The 19,548-nt window shown below is 67.9% G+C and carries 21 protein-coding genes, 1 other RNA gene and 1 pseudogene; 14 read left to right on the top strand and 9 right to left on the bottom strand.

The window, feature by feature from the left end; all coding sequences use genetic code 11:
* Positions 1 to 12: 12 nt before the first annotated feature.
* Positions 13 to 151, bottom strand: a pseudogene (locus J7528_RS00415) (hypothetical protein); the annotation flags it as partial.
* A gap of 802 nt (positions 152 to 953) precedes the next feature.
* Here J7528_RS00415 and J7528_RS00410 point away from each other — a divergent pair.
* Positions 954 to 1,859 carry an SDR family NAD(P)-dependent oxidoreductase gene (locus tag J7528_RS00410; RefSeq protein ID WP_291870227.1) on the top strand — a complete coding sequence of 302 codons (906 nt, stop codon included), beginning with the start codon at positions 954 to 956 and terminating at the stop codon, positions 1,857 to 1,859.
* 211 nt (positions 1,860 to 2,070) lie between these two features.
* A complete protein-coding gene (locus J7528_RS00405; RefSeq protein ID WP_291870225.1) occupies positions 2,071 to 3,369 on the top strand; it encodes an outer membrane protein transport protein in 1,299 nt (432 codons plus the stop codon).
* A gap of 200 nt (positions 3,370 to 3,569) precedes the next feature.
* Here the strand turns inward: J7528_RS00405 and J7528_RS00400 are convergent, their stop codons facing one another.
* The 3 genes from J7528_RS00400 to J7528_RS00390 are packed head-to-tail and all read right to left on the bottom strand — an operon-like array spanning position 3,570 to position 6,126.
* Positions 3,570 to 4,670, bottom strand: a complete 1,101-nt coding sequence (locus tag J7528_RS00400) for an Mrp/NBP35 family ATP-binding protein (RefSeq protein WP_291870223.1) — start codon at positions 4,668 to 4,670, stop codon at positions 3,570 to 3,572.
* A 60-nt stretch (positions 4,671 to 4,730) separates the two neighbouring features.
* Complete coding sequence (locus J7528_RS00395) at positions 4,731 to 5,231, bottom strand: group 1 truncated hemoglobin (protein WP_291870221.1); 501 nt, start codon at positions 5,229 to 5,231, stop codon at positions 4,731 to 4,733.
* Between the two features lie 13 nt (positions 5,232 to 5,244).
* Complete coding sequence (locus J7528_RS00390) at positions 5,245 to 6,126, bottom strand: DUF3034 family protein (RefSeq protein WP_291870219.1); 882 nt, start codon at positions 6,124 to 6,126, stop codon at positions 5,245 to 5,247.
* A gap of 177 nt (positions 6,127 to 6,303) precedes the next feature.
* Between J7528_RS00390 and J7528_RS00385 the strand changes: the two genes are divergently transcribed.
* From J7528_RS00385 to J7528_RS00375, 3 genes are read left to right on the top strand one after another with little or no spacing between them, the layout of a single operon-like run.
* The gene (locus J7528_RS00385; RefSeq protein WP_291870218.1) at positions 6,304 to 6,921 is read left to right on the top strand and encodes a methylamine utilization protein; all 618 of its coding nucleotides are present in this window, start codon (positions 6,304 to 6,306) and stop codon (positions 6,919 to 6,921) included.
* Between the two features lie 7 nt (positions 6,922 to 6,928).
* Complete coding sequence (locus J7528_RS00380; protein WP_291870217.1) at positions 6,929 to 9,280, top strand: EAL domain-containing protein; 2,352 nt, start codon at positions 6,929 to 6,931, stop codon at positions 9,278 to 9,280.
* 37 nt (positions 9,281 to 9,317) lie between these two features.
* The gene (locus J7528_RS00375) at positions 9,318 to 9,482 is read left to right on the top strand and encodes a hypothetical protein (protein WP_291870216.1); all 165 of its coding nucleotides are present in this window, start codon (positions 9,318 to 9,320) and stop codon (positions 9,480 to 9,482) included.
* Here the strand turns inward: J7528_RS00375 and J7528_RS00370 are convergent.
* Positions 9,479 to 10,156, bottom strand: coding sequence for an HAD family phosphatase (locus tag J7528_RS00370; RefSeq protein ID WP_291870214.1), 678 nt, complete (start codon positions 10,154 to 10,156; stop codon positions 9,479 to 9,481). The genes J7528_RS00375 and J7528_RS00370 overlap by 4 nt on opposite strands.
* On the bottom strand, positions 10,153 to 11,031 hold the full coding sequence (gene serB, locus J7528_RS00365; protein ID WP_291870211.1) for a phosphoserine phosphatase SerB: 879 nt from the start codon (positions 11,029 to 11,031) through the stop codon (positions 10,153 to 10,155). Before serB ends, J7528_RS00370 begins: the two co-directional genes overlap by 4 nt.
* On the opposite strand from serB, the gene miaA reads away from it, so the two are divergent.
* The gene (gene miaA, locus J7528_RS00360; RefSeq protein WP_291870209.1) at positions 11,012 to 11,905 is read left to right on the top strand and encodes a tRNA (adenosine(37)-N6)-dimethylallyltransferase MiaA; all 894 of its coding nucleotides are present in this window, start codon (positions 11,012 to 11,014) and stop codon (positions 11,903 to 11,905) included. The genes serB and miaA overlap by 20 nt on opposite strands.
* Here miaA and J7528_RS00355 read toward each other — a convergent pair.
* Entirely contained in the window at positions 11,892 to 12,413 is a 522-nt protein-coding gene (locus J7528_RS00355; protein ID WP_291870207.1) for a hypothetical protein, read from the bottom strand. The genes miaA and J7528_RS00355 overlap by 14 nt on opposite strands.
* A 117-nt stretch (positions 12,414 to 12,530) precedes the next feature.
* Here J7528_RS00355 and J7528_RS00350 point away from each other — a divergent pair, with 117 nt between their 5' ends.
* The gene (locus tag J7528_RS00350) at positions 12,531 to 13,025 is read left to right on the top strand and encodes a CinA family protein (RefSeq protein WP_291870205.1); all 495 of its coding nucleotides are present in this window, start codon (positions 12,531 to 12,533) and stop codon (positions 13,023 to 13,025) included.
* On the opposite strand, the gene J7528_RS00345 is transcribed toward J7528_RS00350, so the two are convergent.
* A complete protein-coding gene (locus J7528_RS00345) occupies positions 13,022 to 14,050 on the bottom strand; it encodes a serine hydrolase domain-containing protein (RefSeq protein WP_291870203.1) in 1,029 nt (342 codons plus the stop codon). The genes J7528_RS00350 and J7528_RS00345 overlap by 4 nt on opposite strands.
* Before the next feature lie 212 nt (positions 14,051 to 14,262).
* Here J7528_RS00345 and J7528_RS00340 point away from each other — a divergent pair, with 212 nt between their 5' ends.
* From J7528_RS00340 to J7528_RS00325, 4 genes are all read left to right on the top strand, one after another.
* Positions 14,263 to 14,310 (top strand): hypothetical protein, encoded by a 48-nt coding sequence (locus J7528_RS00340; protein WP_024265762.1) that lies wholly within the window; start codon positions 14,263 to 14,265, stop codon positions 14,308 to 14,310.
* A gap of 113 nt (positions 14,311 to 14,423) precedes the next feature.
* Positions 14,424 to 16,229 (top strand): acetolactate synthase 3 large subunit, encoded by a 1,806-nt coding sequence (locus J7528_RS00335; RefSeq protein WP_291870201.1) that lies wholly within the window; start codon positions 14,424 to 14,426, stop codon positions 16,227 to 16,229.
* Positions 16,230 to 16,271: 42 nt separating this feature from the next.
* Positions 16,272 to 16,829 carry an acetolactate synthase small subunit gene (gene ilvN, locus J7528_RS00330; RefSeq protein WP_291870199.1) on the top strand — a complete coding sequence of 186 codons (558 nt, stop codon included), beginning with the start codon at positions 16,272 to 16,274 and terminating at the stop codon, positions 16,827 to 16,829.
* 3 nt (positions 16,830 to 16,832) lie between these two features.
* The gene (locus J7528_RS00325) at positions 16,833 to 17,705 is read left to right on the top strand and encodes a hypothetical protein (RefSeq protein WP_291870196.1); all 873 of its coding nucleotides are present in this window, start codon (positions 16,833 to 16,835) and stop codon (positions 17,703 to 17,705) included.
* On the opposite strand, the gene J7528_RS00320 is transcribed toward J7528_RS00325, so the two are convergent.
* Positions 17,653 to 18,561 (bottom strand): AraC family transcriptional regulator, encoded by a 909-nt coding sequence (locus tag J7528_RS00320; RefSeq protein ID WP_291870194.1) that lies wholly within the window; start codon positions 18,559 to 18,561, stop codon positions 17,653 to 17,655. The two genes, J7528_RS00325 and J7528_RS00320, sit on opposite strands and share 53 nt — an antisense overlap.
* Positions 18,562 to 18,748: 187 nt before the next feature.
* Between J7528_RS00320 and J7528_RS00315 the strand changes: the two genes are divergently transcribed.
* The 3 genes from J7528_RS00315 to ssrA all read left to right on the top strand — a co-directional run bounded on the left by J7528_RS00315 (position 18,749) and on the right by ssrA (position 19,510).
* Positions 18,749 to 18,901 carry a hypothetical protein gene (locus tag J7528_RS00315; protein ID WP_291870192.1) on the top strand — a complete coding sequence of 51 codons (153 nt, stop codon included), beginning with the start codon at positions 18,749 to 18,751 and terminating at the stop codon, positions 18,899 to 18,901.
* A complete protein-coding gene (locus J7528_RS00310) occupies positions 18,898 to 19,140 on the top strand; it encodes an Atu4866 domain-containing protein (protein ID WP_291870190.1) in 243 nt (80 codons plus the stop codon). Before J7528_RS00315 ends, J7528_RS00310 begins: the two co-directional genes overlap by 4 nt.
* Before the next feature lie 5 nt (positions 19,141 to 19,145).
* Positions 19,146 to 19,510, top strand: a transfer-messenger RNA (tmRNA) gene (gene ssrA, locus J7528_RS00305).
* Positions 19,511 to 19,548 lie beyond the last annotated feature (38 nt).

Genomic DNA, 19,548 nt, shown 5'->3' with positions numbered 1-19,548 from the left:
GGCGCTACGTCTGCCCTCTCCCCTTGCGGGAGAGGGTGGCCCGCGCAGCGGGTCGGGTGAGGGGTTGCGCTTCGTTATCCGACAAGCCTTTCGACCCCTCATCCGTCGCCTGCGGCGACACCTTCTCCCGCAAGGGGAGAAGGGAACGCATGTCCACTTCCGCTCATACTTGCCCCCTCCGCGCTGACGCGCTCCTCCCCCTTAGGGGGAAGAAGGAGCGCGATCACCTTCCGCCCCCTTTGGGGGCGGACGACCGCGTAGCGGTCAGGTGGGGGCCTGCGGCGGTGGCCGCTCCCCACCCATTGCAGACGTCACCCACCAAACCCCTCTCTCTTAGAGAGAGGGGATCTGGGGTGCTGTATGCTCGGCGTTCGCGCGATTGAACCCTGCGAAATCAACCGCTTGTCGATTTTACACGCCTTTCAATCCCCCGCCCTCACCACCGCCCCATACTAACCCCACCTGGCGGCTTGGAAGGGACGTCCGGCCGGCGATCGTGACGGCTGTCAGGGGTGGTCGAGCGGGAAGCGCTTGTCGGCGCGGGGAAACTCGCAACTGCATCCCTCCTACGGCGGTCGGCCCTGGAACACAGAAACGACGTGGGATGTCAGGCCGATGAGAGCAACAGGTCCGGGCTGAAATCGCCCGGGCGTTCCGGGACCGGGGTCGTCGCCCCGGCCCGCCCGTCGGGGGCCGACTGTCGGAAGCGGGTTAATACCCCGCGCGCCGCTGGCTCATCGGATAACGGCTACGCGGAGCGCTCTGGCTTCGTCGAAACGGTAATCACTCTCCAACCTCCGGGCGTCGCCCGGGCGCTCCGCTTCCCCTCCCTCGCTTCAGCGGCCGAGCCGCGTGAAGGCGAACAACCGTGCGTGCGGAGCTCCCCTTGACCTCCCTTCTCCCGCGCCGCACAACACGGCCAAACCAAACACGCGTTTGAGGAGACGACGGGCATGACGGACATCCGCTTCGACGGCAAGGTGGCGATCGTGACGGGGGCCGGCGGCGGCCTGGGCCGGCAGCATGCCCTGGAGCTGGCGCGGCGCGGCGCCAAGGTCGTGGTCAACGACCTGGGCGGCAGCGTCGACGGCTCGGGCGGCTCGTCCGAAGCGGCCCAGAAGGTGGTGGCCGAGATCGAGGCCTTCGGTGGCGAAGCCATCGCCCACGGCGCCTCGGTGACGGACGACGCCGGCGTCGCCGACATGGTCAAGACGACCATGGACAAGTGGGGCCGCATCGACATCCTGATCGCCAACGCCGGCATCCTGCGTGACAAGACCCTGACCAAGATGGAGCTGGCCGACTTCGAGCTGGTCATGCAGGTGCACGTGTTTGGCACCTTCAAGCCGATCAAGGCGGTCTGGGACATCATGAAGGCCCAGAACTACGGCCGCATCGTCGTCACGACCTCGTCGTCGGGCATGTACGGCAACTTCGGCCAGAGCAACTACGGCGCGGCCAAGATGGCGGTGCTGGGCCTGATGAACACCCTCAAGCTCGAGGGCGCCAAGAACGACGTGAAGATCAACGCCATCAGCCCGGTCGCCGCCACCCGCATGACCGAAGGCCTGATGCCGCCGGAAGTGCTGGCCAAGCTGGCGCCGGAATATGTCACGCCGGGCGTCGTATACCTGGCCTCGGAAGAGGCTCCGACCGGCGCGATCCTGACCGCCGGCGCCGGCGCCTTCGCCCTGTCGCGCATCTACGAGACCGAAGGCGTCTATCTGGGCGAAGGCGGCCTGTCGGCCGAGGAAGTCCGCGACAGCTGGGACAAGATCACCGCCGAGGACGGCCAGAAGGCCTACTTCAACGGCGGCGAACAGGGTCAGAAGTTCTTCCGCAAGATGGCTGGCGGCTAACCTTAGGTAAAGCGCCAGAATTCGGTCCATTTTGACAGAACAACGATTGATGCGGGGCCTTTACGGCCCCGCTTCTTTAACGAAACCGACAAAATTCATGTTCTGGACAATTTATAGCAACGCTATTTGAACAGGTACGTTAAAGGCGGCGCTCCTCCAGCGCCGATAGGTGCTCGGCGGGCCTCTTCCTCCCCAAGAAGGTCGCTGTAAAATGTCTCTCTCGCGTACCAGCCTCGCCGCCGGCGTTGCTCTGCTGGCGCTCGCCGCCGCTTCCCAGGCCTCCGCTTCGGCCTTCTACCTCCAGGAACAGTCGGTGCGCGGCACCGGTCGCGCCTATTCCGGCGAAGTCGCCGACAAGGGCGTGGGTAGCCTGTGGTGGAACCCCGCCGCGATCGCCGGCATCGAAAAGAGCGAAGCCGTCTTCGGCCTGAACCTGATCCAGGTGAACTCCAAGGTCACCAACAACGGCTCGACGATCACCCGCCCGGTGCCGCCGGCCGGCGTGACCACTCCGATCGGCGGCGCGGGCATCGCCTACGACCCGATCAATGACGGCGTCGTGCCGAACGGCGGCGCCGCCTTCAAGATCAACGACAAGCTGTCGGTCGGCATCAATGTCGCCGCGCCGTACAACTTCACCACCGAGTACAACGCCGACAGCTGGACCCGCTACGACGCGCTGAAGTCGCACCTGCGGACCATCAATGTCGACGGCGTCGTGGCCTATCGCGTCAACGACATGATCGACCTGGGCGTGGGCGTCACCGCCCTTTACGCCGACGCCGAGCTGACCAACGCCCTGCCCAACATCTCGCCGCTGCAGCCCGACGGTTCGCAGGCGCTGAAGGGCGACGGCTGGGCCTATGGCTACACGGTCGGCGCGCAGATCCACCCGTCGTCGAGCTTCACGATCGGCGCCAGCTATCGCTCCAAGATCGACCAGAAGCTGGACGGCACGGTGAAGGTCGCCGGCCTGCTGGCCCCGATCCCGGCCGCCAACAACTTCACCGCCGACGGCCAGGCCAAGATCACCCTGCCCTGGATCGCCAATGTCGGCGCCCGCTGGGCCGTGAACGACGCCTGGACCCTGAACGCTTCGGTCAGCCGCGTGGGCTGGGGCGAGTTCGACGCCATCCGCGTCAGCCTGCCGGGCGCCACGACGGTCAACGTCCAGAACTACAAGGACGTGACGACCTACGCCGCCGGCGTCGACTGGCAGGCCTCGCCGCGCCTGACCCTGCGGGCCGGCGTCCAGTACGACCCGACCCCGACGCCGGACGTCGGCCGCACCGCCCGCGTGCCGGACGGCGATCGCATGATGTACGCCGCCGGCGCCACCTGGGCCGCGACCGACAACATCAAGCTGGACGCGGCGATCAGCTACATCAGCTTCGACGACACCAAGATCACCCGCGACGACCTGACGGCGACCAGCTCGACCGTCCGCCTGCGCGGCGACGTGACGGGCTCGGCCGTCGTGCTGTCGACCGGCGCGCGCTTCAGCTTCTAAGCTGACGCAAGGCTGAAAATGGAAAGGCCGCTGGAGCGATCCAGCGGCCTTTTTCATCTCTATCTCCCGCTTTCGCGGCGAAAGCCGGGACCCAGATCGAGCCCTGAAATATTCAGGACTGGGTGAAGCGGCTCTCGGATCATCCCCAGACGCTCTGGATGAACCTGGGCCCCGGCCTTCGCCGGGGAAACGGATATCAGTCAGCCCTTCACAGTTTCCCAGAGCGTAGCGGCCGCCGCGACGAAGACTTGCGCCGCCTGGCCCTTGGGCTCGGAGATCACGACCGGCACGCCCTGGTCACCGCCGACGCGGACGGCGATCTCGATGGGCACGCGGCCCAGCAGCGGGGTCTTCAGGCGCTCGGCCTCGGCCACGCCGCCGCCTTCGCCGAAGATCGGGATCAGCGCGCCGGTCGAGGGATCGGCGAAGAAGGCCATGTTTTCGACCAGGCCCAGGATCGGGGTGGCGGTCTTCTCGAACATCGCCGCGGCGCGGCGGGCGTCGATCAGGGCGATCTCCTGCGGCGTGGTGACCAGCACGACACCGTCGATGCGCAGCTTCTGCACCAGGGTCAGCTGGACGTCGCCCGTGCCCGGCGGCAGGTCGACGACCAGCACGTCCAGCGGCTGGGCCTCCGAGCCCCAGGCCACGTCGTGGATCATCTGGCGGACGGCCGACGAGGCCATCGGCCCGCGCCAGATCATCGCCTTGCCCTCGTCGACGATGAAGCCGATCGACATCAGCTTGACGCCGTGGGCCTCAAGGGGCTGCAGCTTGTCGTTCTCGAACAGCGGATCGCCATCGACGCCCATCATCTTGGGGGCCGAGGGACCGTAGATGTCGGCGTCCAGCAGGCCCACGCGCAGCCCTTGCTTGGCGAAGGCGACGGCCAGATTGGTCGAGACGGTGGACTTGCCCACCCCGCCCTTGCCCGAGGCCACGGCGATGACGTGGCGGACATGGACCGGCTTCTCGGCCTCCGGCGGTGGGACCATCTTGGCCTGCGGATCCTCGGTGACCTTGGCGCCCTTGCGCACCCGGGTCGCGCCCTCGGCGGCCTGGGCGGTCAGCACGACCTGGGCCTGCTCGACGCCCGGCAGAGCGGCCAGAGCCTTCTCGGCGGCGTCGCGGATCGGGGCGTAGGACGCGGCCTGGCTGGCCGGGACTTCCAGCATGAAGCCGGCGCGGCCGTTGCGGACGACGAGGCCCTGCACCAGGCCGGCGGCGACCAGCCCCTGCCCGCTCGCCGGGTCGACGATACAGTCCAGCGCCACGCGGGCGTCGTCGAGGGTAGCGGTCACGGGGAAGCCTCCGAATAGGAGCGCCTCATATCCGCGCGACCGCCAGCCTTTTCAAGCGCCTTAGCGCTCGACGATGTCCTTCTGCTGCGGGGCCAGCTTGGCCAGCAGCTTGTTCTGGGCGGCGAACGGCACGCCTTCCTTGTCCATCGCGAACTGCAGGTTCTCGATCAGCGCGTTCATGTCGCGATTGGTCGTGCCCTGGTCCTTGTGCGAGCTCTTCATATCCTTGCCGGTGTAATCGCAGCCGCCGCCCAGGATGTAGCAGAACTGCTCCTTCAGGGTCCGCTTCAGCCGCACCTTGTCGGCGGCGGCGAAGAAGTCCTTGATCCGCGGGTCGGCGAAGTTGCGCTCGACCATGGTCTCGACGATGCGGTCGATGCCCGCCTTGCCGTGGAAGGCTTCGAACACCTTGGTGTCGGTCATCGGCGTCGCGCCGGCATTGGCGTTCGACTGCTTGTAGGCGTCGACGGGCTTCTCACCGGGAGGCACGGCGTCCTGGGCGAAGGCCGAGCCGGTCAGGGCGAAGGCGGCGACGGCCGCGAGGAGATACGTCTTTTTCATCGGCGAGATCCCCTTAGAAGCCGGCTTGCAGCGACAGGTAGAACCCGCGCTGGTTCTTGAAGGTGGCGATGTCGCCCAGGTCCACATAGGCCCCGGTCACCGAAAGATGCTTGTTCACGGCATAGGCGACGAACAGGTCCTTCCAGTCGTCTTCCTTGGCGAAGCCTAGGTTGCTGGGCTTGGTGCGGTACTCGCCCCCGACCACCAGGCGCTTGCTGAGCAGATAGCCGGCCGAGCCCTCGAACTGCGGCTTGTAGCTGTCGCCCTTGTCGCCGCCGAAACCCAGCAGGCCCGACTGGTTGGCCTTGGTCAGGCGCACGGTCCCGTTCAGTACCAGCGACTTGTCGAGCAAGAGCTTGGTCGCCGCCACGTAGAAGTCGACCCCGCTGTCCTTCTTGGCGCCGACGGCGCGGACGATGGCGTCCTGATCGTTGTCCTTGTACTGGGCCCCGACGCTGACCTGCGGGATCCAGGTGTCCTGGGTGTAGACGGCGTCGCCCAGCACCCGGACCTTGGCGCCCAGCACCGTCTGCTTGAAGGTGAAACCCTTGCCGAGACCCAGCTTGGCGCCCGTCGCGCCGGTGTCGAATTCCTGGCGGGCGGCCGACAGCTCGACGCGGTCATGCCAACCGACGGCGGCGCCATAGGTGCGCAGGCTGTAGTCCTTGACGTCGACATAGGTCCCGTGGACCTCGCCGCCGACGCCGTGATTGGTCTCACCGCCCGCGATCACGGCCCAGGTCGACAGGCCGCCGCCCGCGCTGCCCTCGACCGTGCTGACACCGTGGGTCAGCAGCAGCTTGCCGCCGGTCTCGATCTCGCCGGCATGCGCCGCGCCCGATGCGCAGACCGCCAGCAGGGTCGCGGCGATCGCCGCGCTCGAAAGTCGCTTCATAGCCCCCTCCTCAAGAGAGCCGGCGACAAGCCCCACTCGAGCGCCGACGTGCGGGACCGTGACCGCGAAGCTTTTACAGACGGTTTCCAAGTAAATGCCGGATACCCGAAACAGTGTCGCACCCCGTGTCGCACCCGTTAACGCGCATTTCATCCCGCCAGAGCTAGAAAAGGCGTGATGAAAAGGCTCGCTCTACTTCTGATGGCCACGCTGTGGGCAGCGCCCGCCATGGCGGGTGATTTCACCGTCACGGTGCGCGGCGCCGACGGCAAGCCCGTGCCCGACGCCGTGGTCATGGTCTATCCGAACGGCCAGCCGACCAAGGGTCCGATCAAGTTCCCCTGGCCCTATCGGGTGGCGCAGCAGAACATCCAGTTCAACCCGTTCATGCTGGTGGTCCCGGTCGGCGCGGACGTCTCGTTCCCCAATCTCGATAAGGTTCGTCACCACGTCTACTCGTTCTCGGCAGGCAACAAGTTCGAGATCAAGCTGTACGGCCACGAAGAGAACCGCACGGCCAAGATGAACACGGCCGGCGTCGCCGCGATCGGCTGCAACATCCATGACCAGATGGTCGGCTTCATCCGCGTGGTCGACACCCAGTACGCCGGCAAGACCGACGCCAACGGCGTGGTGACCATCCAGGACGTCCCGGCCGGCGCGATCAAGGCCAGCGTCTGGCACCCGTACATGCGAGCCATGAAGAACGAGAAGACGCTCTCGACCACCAGCGTCGGGGCCGGCGCGGCCCGCGAGCAGGTCGCGGTCGAGCTGCGCGCTCCGGCGGGGCACTGACGCGCCGATGTTCCAGCGCCTGCAGACCAAGCTCACCGTCCTCTATGCCGGGCTGTTCGCCCTGGCGCTGAGCCTGGTGGCGGTGACGGTCTATGTGGCGATCGCCAAGAACGCCCAGCGGGCGGTGCGCGAGGAGATGGCCGCGTCCGGCACGGTGTTCGACCGCGTCTGGACCCTGCGCAACCAGCGCCTGCACGACGGCGCCGAGCTGCTGTCACGCGACTTCGGCTTCCGCGCCGCCGTCGCCACCCATGACCGCCCGACCGTGGAGTCGGCGATCGCCAACCTGCGCCAGCGCCTGGGTCTGGACCTGGCCTTCACCGTCGGCGTCGACGGCGAGGTCGTGGGTCTGGACCCGGCTCGCCTGGACCTCGAAAAGCTGTGGAGCGCCCTGGACGCCGAGGACGACGCGCAAGGCGTCTTCGCCATCGACGGCAAGCCCTACCAGCTGATCTCCGCCCCCATCCTGTCGCCCACCCTGACCGGCTGGATCGTCTTCGCCGCCAAGCTGGACGAGCCCGAGATGCAGGGCCTGGAGAAGCTGTCGGCCATCGGCCTGGACGCCCAGGTCTTCGACCAGCGCGGCGAGCAGTGGGTCTCGGCCGACACCGGCCCCGTCAACAAGCCGCTGGCCGCCTTCGTGGCCAAGGCCATGCACGACAAGCTGCGCGCGCCGGCCTTGCTGCGCGGCGGCGCCGACAGCCTGGTGCTGGTCAAGCCGATCCGCACCCTGGACAAGAGCTCCGGCGCGGCCCTGGTGCTGCGTTATCCCGTGGCCCAGGCCATGGCGCCCTACCAGCCGCTGATGGCCGCTGTCCTCGCGGTCGGGCTGATCGGCGCGGCCCTGGTCGCCGCCGCCAGCTGGGCGCTGTCGCGGGGCCTGGCCAAGCCGATCACCGCCCTGGACGTCGCCGCTAGCCGCCTGCGCGACGGCGAGGACGTCAGCGTCGAGGTCACCACCCAGGACGAGATCGGCCGCCTGGCCCAGAGCTTCAACCAGATGGCCTCGGAGATCCGCGAGCGTGAAGCCCGCATGATCCACCAGGCCTCGCACGACAACGAGACCGGCCTGCCCAACCGCGTGGCCATCGAGGCCGTCATCGCCCAGCGTCTGGCCGCCGCCAAGCCGGGCGAGCGCGTGGTCATCGACGCCATCGGCCTGGACCGCTTCCCCGCCGTCCGCGCCGCCATCGGCTACGACCACGCCACCGCCCTGCTCCCCGAGATCGCCCGCCGCATCAAGGCCGTGGCCCCCGCCGCGATCGTCGGCCGCCTGACCACCTCGATCCTGTGCGTGGTCTCGGACCTGACCGCGATCGAGGAGGTCCAGGTCCGGGTCGAGGGCGCGGCCACCGCCCTGCGCGAGCCGGTCCGCGTCGGCGGCGAACTGGTCGACGTCCACATGACCCAGGGCCTGGCCCATGCCGGCCAGGGCGAGATGGACGCCTCGCGCCTGATCGAACGCGCCCTGATCGCCCTGGACCAGGGCCGCGAGGCGCACCGCAAGATCATGGTCTTCGACCCGGTCGCCTATGGCGATCCCTCGGCCAACCTGTCCCTGATGAGCGAGATGCTGCAGGGCGTTCGCGACGGCGCCCTGTTCCTGAACCACCAGCCCAAGCTCGATTTGCGCACCGGCGCGATCACTGGCGTCGAGGCCCTGGTGCGCTGGAACCACCCGACCCGCGGCTTCCTGCGCCCCGACCTCTTCGTCGGCATGGCCGAGGAGACTGGCCACATCCGCGCCCTGACCGACTACGTCCTGGGCCAGGCCATCAAGGACCAGGCGGAACTACGCGCCGCCGGCCACGACGTGCTGATGTCGGTGAACATCTCGGGCCGCCTGATCGACGACCACGCCTTCGCCGAGCACGCCATCGCCCAGGTCGCCGCCTCGGGCGCCCGCCTGTGCTTCGAGATCACCGAGACGGCCGTGATCGGCAATCCGGACGTGGCCCTGTCGGTGCTGGAGCGCCTGGCCGAGGCCGGCATCCCGGTGTCGATCGACGACTACGGCTCAGGCCTGTCGTCCCTGGCCTATCTGAAGCAGATCCGCGCCGACGAGCTGAAGATCGACAAGGCCTTCGTCATGACCCTGGAGGCCGGCGGCAAGGACGCCCTGCTGGTCAAGTCCACGGTCGACCTGGCCCACAGCCTGGGCATGAAGGTCACCGCCGAAGGCGTCGAGACCCGCGAGGGGCTGGCCGTCCTGCAATTGATGGGCTGCGACCTGGCCCAAGGCTACCACATCGCCCGGCCGATGGGCCTGGACAAGCTGGTTGAATTCCTGGGCGGCTGGTCGATCGAGCTGCCCGGCCCCAAAGAGACGCGGCAGGACGAGACGCGCAGGAGCGCCTGATACGTGCTAGGATAACGGCGATTGTGGAGATGACCGCATGGCCAAGAAATCGCCCCTGAGCCCTGGCGCCTATGGCAAGCCGCAGCGCTGGCACGAGATCCTCACCGAAGCCGCCGAGGCCCGCGCCGCCAAGCGCGACGAACAGCGCCGCCGCAATGCCGAGGCGGCGACCACGGTCATCATTATCCCGCCGTCCAGTTAGACGCTCTCTTCCACCGACGCCTTCAGCAGATCCAGCACGTGGTGCAGGCTGTCGGCGATGTGGACGCACTTGTCGTGCATCTCTTCGTTGGGATCGAGGATGTCGGGGACCATCACCGTCATCATGCCGGCCGCGTGGGCGGCGCGGACGCCGGGGTGGCTGTCTTCCAGCGCCAGGCAGTGGGTCGGGTCGACGCCCAGGCGTTCCGCCGCCAACAGGTAAGGATCCGGGTTCGGCTTGTGCTTGGTCACATCGTGGTGGGCGACCACCGCGTTGAAGCGGCTCAGCAGGTCGAAGCGGCCCAGATACTTCTCGACCGCGACCATGCCGTTCGAGGTGGCGATGCCGCGCGGAATGCCCAGGTCGTCCAGGTAATCGAGGATCTCAATGACCCCGGCCTTCAGCTTGGTCTCGGCCTCCAGCAGGTCTTCGACGTCGGCCCAGACGCGCTCGAAATAGGCCTGGACCGGGAACTCCTCGCCGTACAATTCGCGCAGCATGACCCCGCACTCGGGCGTCGTCTTGCCCACCATCGAGGCGTAGATCTCGCCGGTGAACTGCACCCCGAACACGTTGCCCGCCTCGATCATGGCGGCGCGGTAGACGATCTCGGTGTCCAGCAGCAGGCCGTCCATGTCGAACACGACGGCGTCCACGCGGCGGGGAAAGCTCACTTGTAGAAGTCCTCGGTCTTGTAGCCCTGGAAGTAGAGCAGCGTGGTCAGGTCGGTGTGGTCGACCTTGGCATGCGCCTGGGCGGCGACGATCGGCTTGGCGCGGTAGGCGACGCCCAGGCCCGCGGCCTCGATCATCGCCAGGTCGTTAGCGCCGTCGCCCACGGCCAGGGCGTCGGCCGGGGTCAGGCCCAGCGCCGCCGTCTCCTCGTTCAGGGCGGCCAGCTTGGCTTCCTTGCCCAGGATCGGGTCGCCGACGTGACCGGTCAGCGCGCCGTCCAGCTCGATCAGGGTGTTGGCGCGGTTCAGGTGGAAGCCCGCCGCCTGCGCCACCCGGCTGGTGAAGAAGGTGAAGCCGCCCGAAACCAGGGCGCAGCGCGCGCCATGCTTCGCCATCGTGCGGACCAGGATCTCGGCGCCCGGGTTCAGCTGGACCCGCTGGTCGTAGCAGCTCTGCAGCGCCTCGACGCCCAGGCCCTTCAGCATGCCGACCCGCTCGCGCAAGGCGCCCTCGAAGGCCAGCTCGCCGCGCATGGCGCGCTCGGTGATCTCGGAGACCTGCGCCTTGACGCCCGCGAAGTCGGCCAGCTCGTCCAGGCACTCGACGTTGATGATCGTCGAGTCCATGTCGGCGATCAGCAGGCGCTTCCTGCGGTTCTCGGCGGACTGGACGGCGAAGTCGACCGGCAGGTCCGCCAGGTCGGCCTTCAAGGCGTCCAGATCGCCGTCGCCGAAGAAGAAGTCCGCGGCCAACGGCCCCAGATCCTCACGACGGCTGGACAGCCTGGCTTCGACGCGCGAAACGGCTTGTGCGTATGCGTCGGGGCTCGCCCCAACGATGGTGAGGACGGTCGGAATGGTGTTGAGTTCGGACATCGCGCCCCGCATCTGGCTGATCGCGGGGCCGACCGCAAGCGGCAAGTCGGCCTATGCGCTGGATTTGGCGCAGCGGACCGGGGCTGAGATCGTCAATGCCGACTCCATGCAGATCTATGCGGGCCTGCGCGTCCTGACCGCCGGCCCCTCGCCCGAGGAGACCGCCCGCGCCCCACACCATCTGTTCGAGGTGGTCGACGCCGCCGTCGGCTGGTCGGTCGGCAGGTGGCTGGAAGCGGCGACCAAGGTCCTCGCCGAGATCGAACAACGCGGCAATCCGGCCATCATCGTCGGCGGCACCGGCCTCTATTTCCGCGCCCTCACCCACGGCCTGGCCGACGTGCCGCCGGTGCCCGAGACCCAGCGCGAGATCTCCGGCCTGCTCTACGCCGCCCGGGGCGAGGAAGACTTCCGCGCGATCCTGAAACCCCTGGATCCCGAGGCCGAGGCCCGCATCGAGGTGGGCGACCGTCAGCGCCTGGTCCGCGCCCACGCCGTGGCCATCGCCACCGGGAAGTCGCTGACGTCCTGGCAGACCGACACCAAGCCGGCCATCGCGCCGGGTGATTGGAAGGGCGTGGTGCTGGATCCGCCGCGCGCCGACCTCTACGCCCGCTGCGACGCGCGCCTGGCGGTGATGGTCGAGCACGGCGCCCTGGACGAGGTGGCGGCCATGGAGGCGCGGGGCCTGGATCCGTCGCTCCCCGCCCTCAAGGCCGTCGGCTATCGCGAGTTCGCCGCCCACGTGCGCGGCGAGACCACGCTGGACCAGGCCCTGGACGCCGCCCGCCAGGAAACCCGCCGCTACGCCAAGCGCCAGCTGACCTGGTTCCGCAACCAGACGCCGGACTGGGAGAAGGTCAGCGTTCCGTGATCGTTACGCCGGTTTTCAGCAGCCGCGGCTTGATGGCTAGCTGGTAGTCCTCGTCGAACATCTGGTCCTTGATCCGGTCCAGGGTCGCGATCACCCGGTCCTCGGCCGCCGTCACCGGCTTGGCGAAGACTTCGCAGGCCGTGCCACTCGGCAGATCGGCCTGCCCGTTCTCGATCGCCTGCAGCGGCTTGGTCGCGCCCTCCTCGCAGCCGAGGAAGCCCGAGATCGAATAGAAGCAGAGGTCGCGCTGCAGGTACGACTCGACGACCCAGGCGCACGGGATAGCCGAGAGCGTCACGCCCTCCGGCGTCGCCGGAACCGCGCCCGGCTTGGCGATCGTGCGCAGGAAGATCTGGTAGCGCACCACAACGTTCTCGGTCCGGCCGCCCTTGGCCAGGGTCAACGCCTTAGGCTTCTGCGCCACGGGCGCCAGCCGTTGCAGTTGCGGGGGCAAGGGCGCGGCGGGGGCGGTCGCGGCAGGCGGCGGCGGGACATCTTGCAGCAGCACGAAGGTCTCCAAGGTTGAGCTTGGCCATGATGAGCACGCCGGCTCAATCTTGGCGATAGCCGCTGTTTGCAGACCCGCGACTTGCGCCTATGGAGGGGTCAACACCAAGGAAGCCAGATGTCCGACCTCAACGCCCTCGCCGAACGCGTCGCCGCCGCCCTGATCGCCCGGGGCGAGACCGTCGCCATCGCCGAATCCTCGGCCGGCGGTCTGATCTCGGCGGCGCTGCTGGCCGTGCCGGGCGCGTCGAAATTCTATGTCGGCGGGGCGGTCGTCTATACGGCGCGGGCTCGCCTGACCCTGATGGACATCCCGCAGAAGGCCATGGACGGCCTGCGCTCGGCCAGCGAGCCCTACGCCGTGATGCTGGCCCGCGTGGCGCGCAAGAACCTGAAGGCCAACTGGGGCCTGTCGGAAACCGGCGCCGCCGGTCCCGATGGCAACCGCTATGGCGACGCGCCCGGCCACTGCTGCTCTGCCGTGGTGGGCGAAGAGGTCTCGTTCAGCGCCACCCTGGAGACCGGCAGCGACCAGCGCGCCGCCAACATGCAGACTTTCGCCGCCTTCGCGCTGGAGCAGCTGGCCCAGACGCTCGAGGCGCTGGAAGCCTAGGCCACCGCGAACAGGGCGTAGGCGAACTCGTCCATCGCCTTCTGGGTGATGCTCGTATTGTTCAGCAGCACGACGGTGGTCTGGTCGTCGAAGCGATGCGCCAGCACCGAGCGATAGCCCGCCGCCCGCCCCGTCTCCCAGGCGAAGACGCGGGGCATGCCGTCCGCGAACAGGCTCTTCACCCGGCCACCAAGAGCGTAGTCCTGATCGGGCCAGCCCACGGTCAGCAGCGCCTTCTTGCGCGCCGGCGGCAGGAACGAGCCGTCGAACACCGCATGGGCGGCCTTCAGCAGGTCGCCCGCCGTGCTGACATAGCCACCGCTGGCGGCCATGAACGGGAAGCGCTCGTTCGACTGCCGGACCAGCGGCTCCAGGGTCCGGTACGAGATGGCGATGTCGACCGGATCGGCCGGCATGGTGCGGGTCAAGCCCAACGGCTTGATCACCAATTCGGCCATGGCCTCCGCATAGGCCTTGCCCCTCACCGCCTCGACGATCGCCGCGATCAGGATCCAGTTGGTCAGGGCGTAGTCGAACTTGGTCCCCGGCTCAAAGGCCAGGTCGCCCGAGCACCACAGCGTCACCGCCTGGTCGGTCGTCATCGGCTTCTTGAAGAGGTCGGGATCCGGGTTGGCCCTGGTCCAGGTGATGAAGCCGTTCGGGATGCCGCTGACGTTGGTCATCAGGTGACGCAGCTTCACCTTGCCGCCCGTGTCGGCGCGGTAGCCTGGCAGATAGGTCGTGATCGGCGCGTCCAGGTCCAGCTTGCCGGCCTCGACCAGCTTCAGCAGCGCCGTCGAGGTCAGCCACTTGGAGATGGAGGCGATGGCGTAAGGCGTGTCCAGCGTCGTGGCCCGCTTGGCCTCGATGTCCGCGAACCCGATGGTCCGGGAATAGATCGGCTTGCCGGCCTTGCCGATCAGCACCACGCCCTGGAACGGCTGGGTCCGGAGGAAAGCGTCGACCGCCTTGTCCGCCGCGCCGCCCGACAGCACCGCCGCCGATGCGTTTTCGACCAAACCCAAGGCGGCCGCCCCGGCCAAGAATTCACGCCGTCCGAACACACAAACGCTCCCCGATTTCAGGAGCGCGACCGTGGCGGGGAAAACCTGCCCCTGTCACGTGAAGTTTCGGTAAGACCAACCGCCCAGCAAAGGCACATCCTTGCGGCAAACCGCGCCTTGACGCTCCGACTGGCGCATGTCATGACCCCTTTCGTAGCTTTGGAGCAAGACTCGTGCGCAAAACCATGATCGTACTTATGGAGCGGCCGTTCGCGGGGTGACCTCGAAGTCACGTCGTAGCTCGGTCGCGCGCGCAAAGGTCCTTCGGGACCTTTTTTCTTTTCCGCCTACCTCCAGTCCAGCTTTCCGCCCCTTCCCTCACCGGACCCGTCCCATGACCGCCCACCAGACCATCGAGAGCAAGGCTCCCGCCCAGACCACCGACCGCGCCATGACCGGCGCCGAGATCGTGGTTCGCGGCCTCGTGGACCAGGGGGTCGAGGTCCTGTTCGGCTATCCGGGCGGCGCGGTCCTGCCGATCTATGACGCGCTGTTCCACGAGCCGCGCCTGCAGCACATCCTGGTCCGCCACGAACAGGGCGCGACCCACGCCGCCGAGGGCTACGCCCGTAGCTCGGGCAAGCCGGGCGTCGTCCTGGTCACCTCGGGCCCCGGGGCGACCAACGCCATCACCGGCATCATGGACGCCCTGATGGACTCGATCCCGATGGTCGTCATCACCGGCCAGGTCCCGACCCACCTGATCGGCACCGACGCCTTCCAGGAAGCCGACACGGTCGGCATGACCCGCTCGTGCACCAAGCACAACTACCTGGTCAAAGACGTCCGCGACCTGCCGCAGATCATCCACGAGGCCTTCAAGATCGCCACCACCGGCCGTCCGGGCCCGGTGCTGATCGACATCCCCAAAGATGTCCAGTTCGCCAAGGGTGAGTACTTCGGTCCGACCGAGGTCGCCTCGACCCACGCCTATGCGCCCAAGACCAAGGGCGACGCGGGCCGCATCGCCGAGGCGGCCAAGATGATCGCCGGCGCGCGTCGCCCGATCTTCTACACCGGCGGCGGCGTCATCAACGCCGGCCCCAAGGCCAGCGAGGCCCTGCGGGAGTTCCAGGCCCTGACCGGCGCGCCGGTCACCTCGACCCTGATGGGCCTGGGCGCCTTCCCGGCGGCCGATCCGGCGTGGCTGGGCATGCTGGGCATGCACGGCACGTTCGAGGCCAACAACGCCATGCACGATTGCGACGTGATGATCTGCGTCGGCGCCCGCTTCGACGACCGCGTCACCGGCCGCCTGGACGCCTTCTCGCCGGGCAGCAAGAAGATCCACATCGATATCGACGCCTCGTCGATCAACAAGAACGTCCGCGTCGACCTGCCGATCGTCGGCGACGCCGGCTCGGTCCTGGAAGACCTGATCGCCGCCTGGAAGGCCGGCGGCCATCAGCCCAACAAGGCCGCCCTGACCGACTGGTGGGCCCAGATCGACCAATGGCGCGCCCGCCAGTGCCTGAACTATCGCCGCTCGGACTCCGTCATCAAGCCGCAGTACGCCATCGAGCGCCTGTACGAGCTGACCAAGGACAAGGACGTCTACATCACGACAGAGGTCGGCCAGCACCAGATGTGGGCCGCGCAGTTCTTCCGCTTCGAGGAGCCGAACCGCTGGATGACCTCGGGCGGCCTGGGCACCATGGGCTACGGCCTGCCCGCCGCGCTGGGCGTGCAGCTGGCCCACCCCGGCTCGCTGGTCGTTGACATCGCCGGCGAAGCCTCGATCCAGATGTGCATCCAGGAGCTGTCGACGGCGATCCAGTTCGACCTGCCGGTCAAGATCTTCATCCTGAACAACGAGTGGATGGGCATGGTCCGCCAGTGGCAGCAGTTGCTGCACGGCGAGCGCTACAGCCACTCGTATTCGGACAGCCTGCCCGACTTCGTGAAGCTGGCCGAGGCCTACGGCGCCGTCGGCATTCGCTGCGACAACCCGGCGGAGCTGGACGGCAAGATCCTGGAGATGATCAACAGCGACAAGCCGGTGATCTTCGACTGCCGCGTCGAGAAGCACGAGAACTGCCTGCCGATGATCCCCTCCGGCAAAGCCCACAACGAGATGATCATGGGCGAGGTCGAGGACATCGGTAATGTCATCGGCGAGGATGGGGCTGGGTTGGTCTAAGCCCCCTCGCCCTCCCTCACTCCTTTGGCATAGAAGCGATCCATGACCGCCAACGTCCAACCCGCCCCCGCCTCGGCCTATGACCTTAGCCCCACGGGCCAGGCCGAGCAGACCGCCACCTTCGCGCTGCTCGTCGACAACGAGCCCGGCGTCCTGCACCGCGTGGTCGGCCTGTTCGCCGCGCGGGGCTACAACATCGAGAGCCTCACGGTCGCCGAGACTGACCGCAAGGCCCACACCAGCCGCATCACCGTGGTGACCCGCGGCACGCGCCAGGTGCTGGAACAGATCGAGGCCCAGCTGAACAAGGTCGTGAACGTCCGCCGCGTACACGACGTGACCCGCGACCCCAACGGCGTCGAGCGCGAGCTGGCGCTGGTGAAGGTGCGCGGTTCGGGCGTCGACCGCGTCGAGGCCCTGCGCATCGCCGAGATCTTCCGCGCCAAGCCGGTCGACACCACGCTGGAAAGCTTCGTGTTCGAGATCTCGGGCGCGCCGTCCAAGATCGACAAGTTCCTGGACCTGATGCGCCCGCTGGGCCTGGTGGAACTTTCCCGCACGGGCGTCCTTTCCATCGAGCGGGGCGTCGAAGGGATGTAGGTGATGAGCGGCCTGACAGGACTGATCGCGGGGCTGGCCCTCGCCGCCGTCCAGCAAGGCCCGCCGCCCGCGCCTCTACCCGATCCGGCGACCTGGTGGTCGCCGGAGGTCCCGCGTCCGCCGCCCGAGCTCGAGCCGCTCTACAACAGACGGCTCGGACGCGACGAGCGCCCCATCCCGATCGACAACGGTGTCGAGCCCCTGCTCTACCGCCTCTGGGGTCTGCAGCCGCTGCAGAGCCAGGTCGTCAAGCGCGGCGAGCTGATCCTGGAGGTCTGGGCCCGGCCCGCGCGCGGCGTGCGCCAGGCCGTGGTCCGCGTCACCCTGCGCCGCGACGGCCGCGCCTTCGTCCAGGCCCGCGCCGGTCTCGGTTGCTGCACGCCCGAGATCGGCCGCCGGGTCGACATCAACGCCGAACTCGCCGAGCCGCAGATTACGCCGCTGAAGTCACTGCCTGCCGACCCAGCCTGGGGTCAGCCGCGATCCGTGATCGTCGACTATAGTGGCGGAGCCGTCTCGGCCCTCTGCGTCGACGGCGTGTCGTGGGATGTCACTCTGCTAGTCCCTGGCCAGGCCCGCCACCTGCGGAGAGCCTGCGACGACGCCGAGGTCGGCTCGATCGCTCGCATCCTCTCCGCCGCCTTGGGCGCCGCCGCCGGCCGCGATCCGCGCTTTGACGCCGTACTGCCTCGGGGCGCGGACTTCTCGCGGCAGGACACGGCCTACCAATCACTGGTCCAGTCCGGCGGCCGGGTGATCCCAGGCGAGAGCAACCGTCCTCAGCCACCGGCGGTCCCCGTGGCGGCGGACGACGCAGAAGTGCCTACACCCCCACCGCCGCTTCCGGCTGCTCCCGAAGGCGCGCCACGTCCCTGAGCGGCGGCGCGCCGAACAGGCGGGCATATTCGCGGCTGAACTGCGAGGGGCTGTCATAGCCGACCGTATGGCCGGCCGTGGCCGCGTCCAGGCGCTGGACCAGGATCAGGCGGCGCGCCTCCTGCAGACGGATCTGCTTCTGGTACTGCAGCGGCGACAGCGAGGTCACGGCCTTGAAGTGCTGGTGCAGGGCCGACGCGCTCATCCGCGCCTCGTCGGCGACGGCGTCGATGCTGAAGGGCTGGTCGAAGTTGCGCTTGATCCAGCCGATGGCGCGATTGACCTGGCGCAGGCGGCCGTCGCGGCGGGCGATCTGGGCCAGCCGCGGGCCCTGCGGGCCGGTCAGCAGGCGATAGAGGATCTCGCGCTCGATTAGCGGGGCCATGATCGCCACGTCCTCGGGCGTGTCCAGCAGGCGCACCATCCGGCAGACGGCGTCGAACAGCTGCGGCGTCATCGCGCCCGCCGACATGCCGCCGACCAGCGGCGCGGCGGCGTCCAGGCGCGCGGCCAGGCCCGCCTCCATGATCATCTCGCTGATCAGGTTGGCGTCCAGCACGATGCGGAAGCTGAGATAGGGCTTCTCGGCCGAGGCCTCGACCACACGCCCTGTCACCGGCACGTCGATCGACGACAGGAAGAAGTTCCGCTCGTCATATTCGTGGGCGACATCGCCGACCAGCACCTGCTTGCGACCTTGCGCCAGCACGCAGAACGACGGGTCGTGCAGGGCGTGCGACGGCTCGCTGGGCGCGTGCAGCCGGTACAGGTTGACCCTGGGGCAGCAGGTCTCGACCGGGCCTTCGTCCGGCGCGAATCGTTCAATCAGGGCGGCCAGCGCCTCGCGCGTGCTCATGGCTTTTCTCTTGTTGGAACAGGACCATTTGTAAGCCTTGCACGATCCTCCGTCACGCGACGCCGTTCGCTTCCGGAGAAATGTGCAATCATGCCGGAGCATCGGTCTACCGACTGGACGGACCCGTGCTGCATATTGGCCTCGTTCCGCTTCCCAACGCGGCCAACCCCAAAATCAGAGCTCTGCGATGAGACGCTACACGCCCCGGCGCGGCGTGACGGCTCCGCGCTGGTTCGTCGTCGCCCTGCTGGGCGGGACGGCCGCGCTGACGGCCGCCACCGCCGCGCTCCCGATTGCTACGCCCGCCCCTGCCGCCACCGCCTGGAGGATCGCCTCATGACAATGATGTCCGCCATCGTTCCCCACATCCCGGTCGCCGGCGTCTGGACCTCGCCCGACGGCCACATCTCGCTGGAGCTGCGCGCCGACGGCCGCTTCATCGAGACCCGCGACGACTTCGCCGACGTCTTCACCGGGGTCTATGTCCTGGTCGGCGAGCGCCTGAAACTGTTCGAGGATCGCGGCGCGGTGATCAGCGGCACACTGGTGGATGGCCGCCTAAGCCTGGGGACAGCTTAGACCCCGCCCTTCCCTTGGGGGGACGAACCCCCTATATTGGAAATGTCCGGCTTCGGCCGAACTATGGGGATAAACGCGCACGTAATAAGCGGACTGGACCCGGGTGCGATTCCCGGCGGCTCCACCAATCTCTCCCAAGTTATCATGGGACTGCATGGGGCCGATCAGCATCGACAGACGTGTAAAGGTGTCTGCTTTCTCTCGGCTTGATCCACCGTTCCGGGTCATTTTTCTAAATGCGAACGATAACTTCGCTGAAGAGTTCGCCGTCGCCGCGTAATGCGGTGCAGGTGAATTCGCCTCTTAAGTCCTAGGGGTTCAGATCCCTAGGCGGGGCCCGGAGGGAGCCTGCCAACAGAATCCCTCCACTTTTCCGTAAAAACTGTCATCCCGGCCAAAGGTCGCGAA

The sequence above is a fragment of the Caulobacter sp. genome, from assembly GCF_017744445.1.
Lineage (GTDB): Bacteria > Pseudomonadota > Alphaproteobacteria > Caulobacterales > Caulobacteraceae > Caulobacter.
This window is presented reverse-complemented; position numbering and strand designations above follow the sequence as displayed.